The 12,736-nt window shown below is 59.8% G+C and carries 11 protein-coding genes; all 11 read left to right on the top strand.

The features are described from left to right. The first annotated feature begins 82 nt into the window (after positions 1-82). The 11 genes from BM365_RS08755 to BM365_RS08710 all read left to right on the top strand — a co-directional run bounded on the left by BM365_RS08755 (position 83) and on the right by BM365_RS08710 (position 12,695). Positions 83-637 carry a TetR/AcrR family transcriptional regulator gene (locus BM365_RS08755; protein WP_093489618.1) on the top strand — a complete coding sequence of 185 codons (555 nt, stop codon included), beginning with the start codon at positions 83-85 and terminating at the stop codon, positions 635-637. A 105-nt stretch (positions 638-742) separates the two neighbouring features. Next, on the top strand, positions 743-1,360 hold the full coding sequence (locus BM365_RS08750) for a TetR/AcrR family transcriptional regulator (RefSeq protein ID WP_093488362.1): 618 nt from the start codon (positions 743-745) through the stop codon (positions 1,358-1,360). A gap of 77 nt (positions 1,361-1,437) precedes the next feature. Then, positions 1,438-2,538 (top strand): efflux RND transporter periplasmic adaptor subunit, encoded by a 1,101-nt coding sequence (locus BM365_RS08745; protein ID WP_093488360.1) that lies wholly within the window; start codon positions 1,438-1,440, stop codon positions 2,536-2,538. Continuing rightward, positions 2,535-5,633, top strand: a complete 3,099-nt coding sequence (locus BM365_RS08740) for an efflux RND transporter permease subunit (protein WP_093488358.1) — start codon at positions 2,535-2,537, stop codon at positions 5,631-5,633. The genes BM365_RS08745 and BM365_RS08740 overlap by 4 nt, the downstream gene beginning before the upstream one ends. 15 nt (positions 5,634-5,648) lie before the next feature. Beyond that, positions 5,649-6,482, top strand: a complete 834-nt coding sequence (locus BM365_RS08735; RefSeq protein WP_199186268.1) for an oxidoreductase — start codon at positions 5,649-5,651, stop codon at positions 6,480-6,482. A 26-nt stretch (positions 6,483-6,508) separates the two neighbouring features. Beyond that, positions 6,509-7,096 (top strand): TetR/AcrR family transcriptional regulator, encoded by a 588-nt coding sequence (locus BM365_RS08730; protein WP_093488354.1) that lies wholly within the window; start codon positions 6,509-6,511, stop codon positions 7,094-7,096. Between the two features lie 107 nt (positions 7,097-7,203). Next, a complete protein-coding gene (locus tag BM365_RS08725) occupies positions 7,204-8,097 on the top strand; it encodes an NAD(P)/FAD-dependent oxidoreductase (RefSeq protein WP_093488352.1) in 894 nt (297 codons plus the stop codon). A gap of 149 nt (positions 8,098-8,246) precedes the next feature. Further along, a complete protein-coding gene (locus BM365_RS08720; protein ID WP_233210945.1) occupies positions 8,247-9,788 on the top strand; it encodes a GH39 family glycosyl hydrolase in 1,542 nt (513 codons plus the stop codon). 242 nt (positions 9,789-10,030) lie between these two features. After that, positions 10,031-10,978, top strand: a complete 948-nt coding sequence (locus BM365_RS08715; RefSeq protein WP_139227366.1) for a hypothetical protein — start codon at positions 10,031-10,033, stop codon at positions 10,976-10,978. 118 nt (positions 10,979-11,096) lie between these two features. Beyond that, positions 11,097-11,900, top strand: a complete 804-nt coding sequence (locus tag BM365_RS17790) for a hypothetical protein (protein WP_139227364.1) — start codon at positions 11,097-11,099, stop codon at positions 11,898-11,900. Positions 11,901-12,503: 603 nt separating this feature from the next. Continuing rightward, positions 12,504-12,695 carry a hypothetical protein gene (locus BM365_RS08710; RefSeq protein ID WP_056878581.1) on the top strand — a complete coding sequence of 64 codons (192 nt, stop codon included), beginning with the start codon at positions 12,504-12,506 and terminating at the stop codon, positions 12,693-12,695. Positions 12,696-12,736: the final 41 nt, after the last annotated feature.

Here is a 12,736-nt window from a genome sequence, read left to right as displayed (position 1 = left end):
GATCATCATCTATGATGTCAACACTTTGATTATGATCATCATCAAATGAGACAATGGGTTGCTTTCTATTAGGAGCGTTGATGTGAAGGTCACCAAAGCACAGGCCCAGGAGAACCGGGCCCGGATCGTCGAGACGGCGGCAACCCTGTTCCGGGAGCGCGGCTACGACGGGGTCGGTGTGGCCGAGTTGATGGCCGCCGCGGGATTCACCCACGGGGGCTTTTACAAACACTTCCGTTCTAAGGCCGACCTGATGGGGGAAGCGGCGGCGAGCAGCATTTCCCAGCGCGTGGCAGACAGTGAGGGCTTGGAGCTGGAAGCTTTCGTTGAAAGCTACCTGACCCGGGAGCACCGCGACGCTCGCGGTGCCGGCTGCACGATGGCGGCACTTGGCGGCGACGCTGCACGTCAATCCGAGGACATCAAAGCGACGTTTGCTGACGGGATCGAACGGAGCCTGGCCGCTTTTCATGGCAGCGCACTGGATCGCACCCAGATGATCGATACATTCGCCCACGCGGTGGGTGCATTGGTCCTCTCTCGCGCTTGCCCGGATGACTCACCATTGACGGACGAGATCCTAGAGACGTGCCGCAGGCAAATTCTTGCGTCACTAGCTACCAAAGAGGCGCGATAAGCGGAGTGCGCACGGATCACGAGACAAGGTGCACGACCACCTTGTGACTAATATCCCTAATGGACATGCGTTGATCGTTCATGGTGGCGCCGGTAAGCTGGACGCATGAACACCACAATTGCTCCAGTTGGGTCTGGCCGCGGGCCCGCAACGCACGACATTCGTGACCAGATTGTCGTCGCGGCTACCGAGCACTTCAGCCACTACGGCTACGAGAAAACCACCGTTTCTGACCTGGCCAAGGCGATCGGCTTCTCAAAGGCCTACGTCTATAAGTTCTTCGAATCCAAGCAGGCCATTGGCGAGGCGATCTGCGCCAACTGCTTGCGTCAGCTCGAACAAGAAATCCTCCAGGCCCTTGAGGGGGTGGAGCAGCCGGCAGAGCGGCTGAGAAGGCTTTTCAAGGCCTCTACTGAGGCGCATCAGAAGCTCCTTTCCCAAGATCGCAAGCTCTACGAGATAGCGCAGTCGGCCGCCGCCGAGCGGTGGCCATCCGTATTGGCTTATGAGGCAAGGCTACGCGCACTACTCCAGGAAATTCTCCAGCAAGGCCGGGAGTCAGGCGATTTCGAGCGCAAAACGCCATTGGACGAAACCACCGATGCTATCCATCTGGTGTTGCGCCCCTACCTGAATCCACTTCTGTTGCCGCATAGCCTCGAATACGGCGAGCAGGCTCCCATGCTGCTCTGCAACCTCGTACTGCGGAGCTTGTCCCCCTGAGAAGGTCGGTTGTGACTATTGACTAATATGGTCACTAGGTTCAGAGTGCCGTCGAACTTGGACCGACGGTACTCCCCATGCGTTCTTTTGTTAAAAATTCATTAACTTTCGCGCTTGTCGGTCTTCTGGCCGGGTGCGGTACCGAAGCGCCTGCTGACCCGCGTACTGAGGCGCCCTTGGTGCGCACAGCCACCGTCAAAGGTGATGGCGCCTCGTCTCGTGCATTCACGGGAACGGTAGCGGCAAGAGTCCAGAGCGATCTCGGGTTCCGCGTGCCAGGCAAGGTGTCGCAGCGGCTAGTGGATGCGGGACAGAAGGTGCGCCGCGGGCAGGTCTTGATGCGCATTGACCCGGTCGACCTGGAGTTGTCGGCGCAAGCGCAACAGCAGGCCGTTGTGGCCGCGCAAGCCCAAGCCACACAAGCAGTCGCCGATGAGGCCAGATATCGCGCCCTGCTCGGCACCGGCGCCATCTCCGCCTCGTCATACGATCAGAGCAAGGCTGCGGCCGATGCGGCGCGCGCTCAGCTCAGTGCCGCCAAAGCCCAGGCGCAAGTGGCCAGCAATGCCAATCGATACGCCGAGTTGCTCGCCGACGCGGACGGCGTCGTGATGGAGACGCTGGCCGAGCCGGGCCAGGTAGTGAGCGCTGGCCAGCCCGTCGTGCGGCTGGCACGAACAGGCGAGCGCGAAGCCATCGTGCAGCTCCCCGAGACGCTGCGCCCCGCATTGGGCTCGGTCGGGCAGGCGAAGCTCTATGGCGATCATCGAGATCCCGTGCCCGCCACGCTTAGGCAACTCTCTGACGCGGCCGACCCGCTGACACGCACCTATGAGGCCCGGTATGTCCTGGACGGCGCGCTTGCAGAGGCCCCGCTGGGCGCCACGGTCACGATCGAAATCGCGGATGGCGCGTCCGCCGCTGCCGCACTGCAGGTTCCGATCGGCGCACTCTTCGATCCAGGGAACGGGACCGGCGTCTGGGCGCTAGAGGGCAAGCCTGTCAAAGCCGTCTGGCGCCCAGTAGAAGTGCTGGGCCTCTCAGATGACCTGGCGCAGATCAAAGGCGACCTGCAATCAGGTCAAAAAGTCATATCGCTCGGCGCGCACCTGATCAAGAACGGCCAGATCGTCAGGCCGTTGGGTGAGGGCGCAGCACCCTCCGGAGCTCAACCATGAGTGAGGGGCGCTTCAATCTTTCCTCGCTCGCGGTTCGCGAGCGCTCCGTCACCGTCTTCCTGCTGGTCTTGATCTCGGTGGCGGGCGTCCTCGCATTCTTTCAGCTGGGTCGCGCCGAGGATCCGCCGTTCACCATCAAGCAGATGACGGTCGTCACTGCGTGGCCAGGAGCGACGGCGCAAGAAATGCAGGACTTGGTGGCCGAGCCGTTGGAAAAGCGGCTGCAGGAACTGCGTTGGTACGACCGCTCCGAGACCTACACAAGGCCAGGTCTCGCTTTTACGATGGTGTCCTTGCGCGATGCGACGCCACCCTCCCAAGTGCAGGAGGAGTTCTACCAAGCCCGCAAGAAGCTGGGAGATGAGGCCAAGAGGCTACCCGCAGGTGTCATCGGGCCGATGCTCAATGACGAGTACGCGGACGTGACCTTCGCCCTTTTTGCCCTGAAAGCGAAGGGCGAGCCACAACGCCTGCTGGTGCGCGATGCCGAAGCGCTACGCCAGCAGTTGCTGCATGTGCCCGGGGTCAAGAAGGTCAACATCATTGGCGAGCAGCCTGAGCGCATCTTCGTATCCTTCTCGCATGATCGGCTGGCCACCGTAGGCGTCAGCCCACAGGACATTTTCGCTGCACTCAACAGCCAGAACGTGCTGACGCCCGCCGGCTCGATCGAGACGCGTGGACCGCAGGTCTTCGTTCGTGTCGAGGGCGCCTTCGACAGCCTGGAGAAGATCCGCCAGACGCCGATCGTGGCGCGCGGACGTACCCTGAAGCTCTCCGATGTGGCCACCGTTGAGCGTGGCTATGAAGATCCCGCTACCTTTCTTGTCCGCAACAATGGTGAGCCTGCGCTTCTGCTGGGCGTCATCATGCGCGACGAATGGAACGGGCTTGATCTTGGCAAAGCGCTGGAAGCTGAAGTCGCCAAGATCAACCAGCAGCTGCCTTTGGGCATCTCGCTCACCAAGGTTACCGACCAGGCTGTGAACATCAGCTCGGCAGTCGACGAGTTCATGGTCAAGTTCTTCGTCGCGCTGCTCGTGGTAATGCTGGTCTGCTTCGTCAGCATGGGCTGGCGGGTCGGCATCGTAGTCGCCGCAGCCGTGCCCCTGACGCTGGCCGCAGTGTTCGTCATCATGGCCGCCACGGGCAAGAACTTTGACCGTATCACGTTGGGCTCGCTCATCCTGGCGTTGGGGCTGCTGGTGGACGATGCCATCATCGCCATCGAGATGATGGTGGTGAAGATGGAAGAGGGGTACAGCCGTGTGGCTGCCTCGGCTTACGCTTGGAGCCACACTGCCGCGCCGATGCTATCCGGCACCTTGGTCACCGCCATTGGCTTCATGCCCAACGGCTTCGCGCGATCGACCGCGGGCGAGTACACCGGCAACATGTTCTGGATCGTTGGCATCGCCCTCATCGTGTCCTGGGTGGTGGCGGTCGTCTTCACCCCCTACTTGGGTGTAAAGCTGCTGCCGGACATCAAGAAGGTGGAAGGCGGGCATCAGGCCATCTACAACACCCGCAACTACAACCGCTTCCGGGACCTGCTGGCACGTGTGATCGCTCGCAAGTGGCTGGTCGCAGGCACTGTGGTGGGACTGTTCGTGCTGGCTGTTGTCGGCATGGGGGCCGTCAAGAAGCAATTCTTTCCTACCTCGGACCGACCGGAAGTGCTGGTCGAAGTGCAGATGCCTTATGGCACCTCAATTCAGCAGACCAGCACCGCAGCGGCGAAAGTCGAAGCCTGGCTCGCCAAGCAGGAAGAGGCGCGTATTGTCACGGCCTACATCGGGCAGGGTGCCCCGCGCTTCTTCCTGGCGATGGCGCCGGAATTGCCTGACCCGTCATTCGCCAAGATCGTGGTGCTGGCCGGCGATGACAAGGAGCGCGAGGCCCTGAAATTCCGCTTGCGCGAGGCGATTGCCGACGGGCTGGCACCGGAAGCGCAGGTGCGTGTCACCCAGATCGTGTTTGGTCCACCGTCCCCGTTTCCTGTCGCCTACCGCGTCATGGGGCCGGACACGGGCAAACTGCGTGAGATCGCTGACGAGGCGGGCGCGATCATGCGGGGCAACCCGATGATGCGTACGGTCAATACCGACTGGGGCCCTCGCGTACCCACGCTGCACTTCGCCTTGGACCAAGATCGCCTCAATGCTGTGGGCCTGACTTCGAATTCGGTGGCGCTGCAATTGCAGTTCCTGCTAAGCGGTGCGCCGCTCACGGACGTGCGCGAAGACATCCGCTCAGTGCAGGTCGTAGGCCGCGCAGCGGGCGACACGCGTCTGGATCCGCAGAAGATTGCAGACTTCACCTTGGTCGGAAGTGCCGATCAACGCATCCCGCTCTCCCAAGTAGGCACCGTGGAAGTGCGGATGGAGGACCCAATCCTTCGCCGGCGCGATCGCACGCCTGCGATCACCGTCCGGGGCGACATTGCCGAAGGGTTGCAACCGCCGGACGTCTCCACCGCGGTCCTCAAAGACCTGCAACCGCTGATCGAGCGACTCCCGGCCGGCTACCGCATTGAACAGGCCGGTGCGATCGAGGAATCCGGCAAAGCCACGACGGCAATGCTCCCCCTATTCCCGATCATGATCGCTCTCACGTTACTGATCATCATCCTGCAGGTGCGCTCCATCGCCGCGATGATCATGGTGTTCGCCACCAGCCCACTGGGCCTGATCGGTGTCGTACCGATGCTACTGCTCTTCCAGCAGCCCTTTGGCATCAACGCGTTGGTCGGACTGATCGCGCTGTCCGGCATCCTGATGCGTAACACCCTGATCCTGATAGGTCAGATCCACGAGAACGAAAAGGAAGGCTTGCGTCCGTTCGATGCCGTTGTTGAAGCAACGGTACAACGAGCGCGCCCCGTCATCCTGACGGCGCTGGCTGCGATTCTGGCCTTCATACCCCTGACGCATTCCGTGTTCTGGGGAACGCTGGCGTACACGTTGATCGGCGGCACCCTGGCAGGAACCGTCCTCACCCTGGTCTTCCTGCCGGCGATGTACGCGATCTGGTTCAAGATCAAACCGTCGTCTCCCAACGAGAAGGCCGAGCCCGTGCTCGCGCCTGCCCACTGAAGCGCGGTCCGACACATGAACTCAGATCTGATCGAGAAGGCAGCTATGGATAAGAAGGTCGTTCTGGTCACCGGTGCCTCTTCCGGTATCGGTCGCGCCAGTGCAAGGGCGCTCGCTGACGCGGGGTGCGTGGTGTATGGCAGCGTCCGTGAGCTTGAGCATGCCGAGCCCGTCAAGGGTGTAACGCTCTTGCAGTTGGACGTGCGGGAGCAGGCGAGCATTGATCATGCCGTCGCGAGTATCATGGCAAGGGAGGGTCGCATCGATGTTCTGGTGAACAACGCGGGCCAGAACCTGGTCGGCTCGGTGGAGGAGACCGGAATACCGGAAGTCGAGTCGCTGTTCGACACCAATGTCCTTGGTGTCATGAGGACCATCCAAGCCGTGCTGCCCCACATGCGCGCGCGCCGAACCGGTCGGATCATCAACCTGAGCTCGGTGCTGGGATTTCTGCCGGCTCCGTACATGGGCGTCTATGCCGCCAGCAAGCACGCTGTTGAGGGGCTGTCCGAAAGTCTGGATCACGAGCTGCGCCAGTTTGGGGTGCGGGTCACGCTGGTGCAGCCCTCCTTTACCAACACCAGCTTCGAGGCGAACACGAAGCGGGTCGGCGCTTCGATCTCTGACTATGACCGGGAGCGCGAGCTCGCGCTCCGGGCGGTCGCGCGCGCCTCGAGTGAGGCCCCGGATGCCGCGATTGTGGCCGATACCATTGTCGAGGCAGCCCTCGGAAAGTGGAGGATGCGTCGAACGCCGGCCGGTCAGGCCACGCTGCTGTCGAAATTGCGGCGCTTCATGCCTGCCGGGCCGGTCGACGCCAGCCTGCGCAAGACCTTCGGCCTCGCCTGAGCCAAGGCGCATCGGATGCTCTTGCGATGAATGCAACCACGAAGCGCTGGGAGCGTGTGCGGAGTCATACCCGGACATGCATCCTTGAAGCGGCCTCCCAAGCGTTCGAGGCATCCGGCTACGACGACACATGCATGCATCGGATCGCGGAGACCGCGGGATACACCAAGGCGACGATTTACGCGCACTATCGCGACAAGGCACGGCTGTTTGCAGCCGTCATGGACCTACATGCGTCGGGCTTCCCTGTGCTCGTAGTTCCTTCCCATTCGGGGTCCGGGCTGAAACAAGCGTTGGCCCATGTTGCCCTCGAGATTCAGAAGTTGGCTCAGGTGGACACGTGTCGCAGCTTCTGTGGAACTCTCCGTCGCTCCGCAAGCGGAGCTGGCTTCTATGCTGAACTCTGGAACGCCTATTTGGCACCTTACAGGGCGTACATTTGCCTGGCCCTGGCTCGCGAGGGAATCGACATGGCAGACGAGCACGCCAGTCTGTATCTGCAGCTACTACAACAGGCCAACGCGCTGCAGGTTACGCCGCTTGCGTCGACGAGTGCCGACGCGACGCTGAGCCTCTTTCGCAGGGCGTTTCACAGCCAATGCTCACGTGAGTAGTCCATTTCACCCAGGCCTCAATGTTTGGTACGTCTCGCATATGTCGTTGAATGGCAAAACCCCGGCGTGCCCACTACCCTTTCACTAAGAACGCGGAGCCCACAACCATGAACGACGTCATCATCATTGGCGGCAGCTTTGCCGGTCTCGCCGCGGCCCTTCAGCTTGGCCGCGCCCGCCGGAAAGTCACCGTTCTCGATACCGGCCTACCGCGCAATCGCTTCGCCGGCCATTCGCATGGCATGCTCGGCCACGATCACAAGCCGCCGCTGGACATCCTGGCCGACGCGCGGAGGCAATTGACACGCTATCCCACAATCACGCTGGTCAATGCACGCGCTGACAGCATCTCGGGCGACATTGACGACTTTTCTGTTCTTACTGCAGATGGCGAAAGCCTTAGAGCACGCCGTCTGATCCTGAGTTACGGGGTTGTCGACCAAATCCCTGAGGTCCCGGGTTATGCCGAAGGCTGGGGCACAGCCATCGTGCCTTGCCCCTATTGCGACGGCTTCGAAGTCGCGGGACAACACTGGGGTCTTGTTTGGTCCGGCCCCCAGTCGATGAATCAGGTCAGGCTGTTCCACGATTGGACCGACAGGTTGACGGTCCTCGCCGATGGCCACGACCTTGCGCCCGATATCCGGTCCGAACTGGGGCGCCGCCACGTAGCTATCGCTGATGGCCGGATCGTCGAGATTGTTCGTCACGGTGAGCATGAAGCCAGCGTCAAGCTCGATACCGCGCTGGATGTTGCGGTCGACATTCTGTTCGCGCATCCGCGCACCAAGCCGTCCGCGAGCCTGCACGAGTCACTGGGCCTCGGCACAGTCACTACGCCTACGGGCATCGCCCTCAAAGTCGACGAGCGCCGCGAAACCAGCATGCCCGGCATCTACGCCGCCGGCGACCTCACCAACCCCGGAATGCCCTCGGTCACCACGGCATCGTGGCAGGGTGCAACGGCTGGGATCTCCGCTCAGCAGTCGATGTTGGCTTGAGAGCAAGCCGCGGCGTGGTTCGTACGTCGCCGGCAACAATAGCTTTATCAGCATAGCTGGAGCGAGTATTCGAATACCTCACTTGCTGATCCGTCGCTATGCTCCATGGCTACACAGTACGTGAAGTTGGTTGCCATGCGCCGAGTGCTATTTGCGTTCCTTGCAGTGTCGCGGTCTCTTGCGCTGCGGCGGATCAATCCGCACGTAGGATTGAGTTGGACGTAGCCAAAGCGTCGCAGCCGATTGATCGCTTCTACGCACTGTCGGTGGGCTCGGATTACCCTGGCACACTGATCCGAGAGGATTCGCAAGCACATCTAGCCGCCGCGTCTGACGAGCTCGGGTTCCAGTACCTGCGTTTCCATGACCTTTTCCACGACGCGCTCGGCACGGTGCGTCGCGTCGATGGCCAGATCGTGTACGACTGGACCAAGATCGATCAGCTGTATGACACAATGCTGGCTAAGGGGGTACGTCCCTTCGTGGAGCTTAGCTTCACGCCCTCGGCCCTGAAAACATCAGATCAATCGCTCTTCTACTGGAAAGCCAACACTTCGCATCCCGATCCTACGCTCTGGCGCAATCTCGTCGAGTCCTACTTGAGGCATGTCATCGCCAGATACGGGATGGACGAAGTGCGTCGCTGGTACTTCGAGGTCTGGAACGAGCCCAATCTGAAGGACTTCTGGGAAGGCGCTGACAGGGATGCCTACTTCGCGCTCTACGCCAATACGGCTAGGGCGCTGAAGAAGGTGGACGCTGGGCTGCGTGTGGGAGGACCATCCACCGCCGGTGCAGCCTGGATCCCAGAGTTCCTGGCGTTCTGCGAGAAGGAGAAAGTGCCTGTAGATTTCGTTACGACGCATACCTATGGCGTCGATGGCGGATTTCTGGATGAAGAGGGCAAGCAGGACACCAAGCTCATCAGTTCACCCGATGCCATCGTCGCCGATGTGCGCCGAGCGCGGCAGGAGATCGAGGCGTCGGCCTTCCCCGGCCTTCCGCTCTATTTCACGGAGTGGAGCAGCAGCTACAGCCCGCGCGACATGGTCCATGACAGCTACGTCAACGCTCCCTACGTGCTGACCAAGCTGAAGCAGACAAGAGGGATTGCCCAAGCGATGAGCTACTGGGCCTATACCGATCTGTTCGAAGAGGCCGGGCCGCCGCCGACGCCGTTCCACGGGGGCTTCGGCCTAATGAATCGCGAGGGTGTGCGAAAGCCGACATGGTTCGCTTACAAGTATTTGAACCAGCTTGCGGGGCGCGAGATTCCCACGACGGACGCGTACACGTGGGCATCGGTCGATGGGCGCAGGATCGCGATATTAGCTTGGGATTGGCAACAGCCCGTTCAAGATACGAGCAATAGACCGTTCTATAGCCGCAAGCTGCCTTCCGCCCTGGCAGTGCCGCTTTCGCTGCGAGTACGAAACCTCGAACCCGGGCGCTATCGCCTGAAGGTGCACCGTACCGGCTACCTCAACAACGATCCATTGACTGCCTACATCGACATGGGTCTTCCGACGGCGCTGAACGCGGTACAACTAGATGATCTGCAGGCCGAGACAACGGATCAGCCAGAACGGGACACGCTGGTCACGGTGGGCAGCGATGGCGCGATAGATCTCGATCAAACGATGCGGAGCAACGACGTGGTGCTGCTAATCTTAGATCGGTCGGACAAGTAGGCGTAGGTGTGGGGTGTTGTTGGGAGATTCTCGGACACACCCGAGTCGGTGGTGAGCTCGTACGTGATGTCCGCATCTGGCCGGGGGCGGACATCCGTATCTCCTCACCTAACGGACAACTCTCCGCGGCGCAGTGCCGTCACGTTTTGAGGATCGCCAGCCAAGCATGGACCCGGAAGCGAGCTTCTGGGGCTACCACGAACAAGCTATAGATGGGACGGCCGCGCGCGTCCGAGCGAATGGTGCGCCTTCAGAAGGTCGAGAGCATGGCGGCGGACCCATCAACGCTCTACCTTATGCGCATGGAAACCAGCGAAGACAAGCCTCCCCACCGGGAATGGCACGGCACTCACCATGCATGGATCTTCAGGCCGCATGCGTTTCGTTGGGCGGGCCCGCAGATCGTGGGCATAAACTTCGTCCCTCTAGCCAAAGATATGCGCGCTTGGTTCTTGCAGCAGGGCAATCTACCCATTCTGTCGACTGCAGACTATCTGGAGATCGACAGCTACTACAACCCCTACGCGTACAGTGGCTCAGCTCTAGCCTTAGCAATGGCGCGGGTGGTCAATGCTTTTCATGATTTCACCACCGTAGAATCACCAGAGCTTGACGAAACCGATACGGAGATAGAGCGGATTCGGCTCTACAACGAGATCATCTTGTACTCCGCTCGGATTTGCGAAGTAGCAATCAAGCAGCTGCTCTACTGCACAAACATTCCCGAGTCTCGGTACAGGCGGATGGCCCTCGGAGCACTTCTAGAATCACCATGTCCTAGCTGTAAGGAGAAAAATGGAGCAAAGCCTCACCAAGTGTCCTTGGTAGGAACGCTTGCACATCCGTTTCATCTCTGTCTCGAGTTCGAACACTGCGCCATGGATCACATGGACCTAGTGAATAGGCTTCGGAACTCACAGGCAGCGCACTCAGGCATCCAAGCTCTGAAGATTCGGTCTATCAAAGAGTCGAAAGAGAATCTCCTGGTAGACGGTGAGAAGATCCTATCGGGCTTTCTCCATATGCTCTCGCATCTTCAGACGCTGGAGGAGCGGATGCTTGACGATCTAGGCAAGAAAGCAGAAGCGATCATTCGGCTTAAGGTGAATGGGCTGGAGCCCGAGGATTGCAACTTCAAGCTCGTTCCGGGAGAGACCTTCACCTTTGAGCACCCAGCAATCGACCCTTAGTTGATCTGGGTCCTATACAGTTGGAATTTTTCATCTGAAGCGGCCAGCACTCGGCGACCTGTACACTAGTCACAAGGCCGGGCCCGAGAGTCCGGCTGTTAGGCGATTGGGCTGAAGGGTGGGCACATCAGATCTGACAGCTCTAAGGCGGGCGCTCAGTCTTTTTCATGATGACGAGCGCGGCTGTCACATTCGATCTCAGATCTTCGATCTTGAGATTAACTATCGCGTCAATTCTGAAGCGGCCAACTTCCGTGAGGCGCGAGCAATTCGGAACATTAACCACGACTTGTGGCAGATTTCCGCATTGATGTCTAGGCTCGTTTGGATGCGAGAAATGACACGCAGCGGGGACCTTCATGAGGCTTCGTGGCGTGCCTATAGTCAACTAGATATCGAGCACTACTACGTACAGGTTCGCTCAGCACTAGATTACCTTGCCGTGCTGATAGCGGAATCAGCACCAAAGCGTGGACAGCTGCCAACGTCCTTTCGCTCTCTCCGAGAGTCTATTGAAAAGTACGAGCAGAAAATTCATCCGAAAATTGCTTCAATGGTTTCGTCGGCCCATTGGTTTGACGAACTAAGGGCGATCAGAGACAGCATTGTTCACGATGGCGCGCAGCCAATGGTGTTTAGCGACGGCAATGATTGGCTACTGTTTCAAGTGCATGGTTCCGGGCTTCGCAATATGGTTTCAAAGCCATTCATGCTTCACAATGAGAACGTGGCCTACTTTGACCGCTTCGTCGCATGGTCATTCTCTCACGCGCTTTCAGCTCTGGATTGCGTTGGTTCCTGCCTATCCGAAGACACTCAGTTTCCTACGAAGGTTGGACCCGTGCGCAGCTACGGTTCCGGCTTCAGCGACATTAGGGGTTGGATGAAGGAGCTTCTGCAGCGACTAGAGACAGCAACTTAGCAGTCCTTTCAGGCCGACACCGCCTGGCGGCGCGACTAAAGTCAGGCGTTGAATGCCTGCTTATGGCCGGAGGCTGATGTCTATCCGCCGGAACTGTCTGGCGCACGCGCCTCTACAAGGCGCAGTACTTGCGTTTACTGAAATGTTCCGATGTGCGGCTACCTATTTCGCCCAGGAAGGTCGTTAGAACCTGCAAAGTGCTCGCCCGAGTGAGTGGCAGAGAGGTGCTACATGGCTGACATTCGACTGTTGGATGGTGGCCACGCACGGCGGCTGGAGCTGTTGGCGGGTATTTCGGATGATCTAGATCGATCGGTCGTCAGCGTTGATCGGGTCCTTAGGGGCGGACCCAAAGAGGAGCTGGAGTTGGCTTGGATGGACGCGCTTGTCCGCTATGGACGGTGCTTTGGGAAGCGCGCACCCGCATGGGGTGCGTCTAGGGTGCTGGGAGGTTTAACCGAGATGCTCCTTGCCCGACACCGTCACTTCAGGCGTCTGAGAGACACACTCGTCAGCCACCCTGGTGGAATTGAGCGCACATACAGAACTGAGGCGCTGCTAGATGCGAGCAGCGCTCTACACGTCCGCTGCGAGCCAATCCCCATGTTCGCACTTGGGCAACTGGAGGCTATGGACTTTGCAGAGCTGTTGTCCACGGTTCAAGAGCTGGTCGGTCGACTGAAGTCCGAAGTTGAGAACGATCTTCGCTTTGATCTAGCTGAGATGTCCGACGAACAGTTTCGGCAATTGCCTTTGCCAGCTCACTTGGACGGCAATCAAGGGCAAGCTTCGTGACTATTTGTCTGGTTCCGGCCAGAAGCGGCCATCGCATCGGT

The organism is Pseudoxanthomonas sp. YR558 (assembly GCF_900116385.1).
Lineage (GTDB): Bacteria > Pseudomonadota > Gammaproteobacteria > Xanthomonadales > Xanthomonadaceae > Pseudoxanthomonas_A.
The sequence above is the reverse complement of the archived record's forward strand: the minus strand, read 5'-3'. Positions and strand labels throughout refer to the sequence as shown.

Excerpts from the sequence above, each read along its gene's own strand:
- BM365_RS08750 (WP_093488362.1), top strand. The coding sequence starts at position 743 with ATGAACACCACAATTGCTCCAGTTGGGTCTGGCCGCGGGCCCGCAACG.
- BM365_RS08745 (WP_093488360.1), top strand. The coding sequence starts at position 1,438 with ATGCGTTCTTTTGTTAAAAATTCATTAACTTTCGCGCTTGTCGGTCTT.
- BM365_RS08740 (WP_093488358.1), top strand. The coding sequence starts at position 2,535 with ATGAGTGAGGGGCGCTTCAATCTTTCCTCGCTCGCGGTTCGCGAGCGC.
- BM365_RS08735 (WP_199186268.1), top strand. The coding sequence starts at position 5,649 with ATGAACTCAGATCTGATCGAGAAGGCAGCTATGGATAAGAAGGTCGTT.
- BM365_RS08730 (WP_093488354.1), top strand. The coding sequence starts at position 6,509 with ATGAATGCAACCACGAAGCGCTGGGAGCGTGTGCGGAGTCATACCCGG.
- BM365_RS08725 (WP_093488352.1), top strand. The coding sequence starts at position 7,204 with ATGAACGACGTCATCATCATTGGCGGCAGCTTTGCCGGTCTCGCCGCG.
- BM365_RS08710 (WP_056878581.1), top strand. The coding sequence starts at position 12,504 with ATGTTCGCACTTGGGCAACTGGAGGCTATGGACTTTGCAGAGCTGTTG.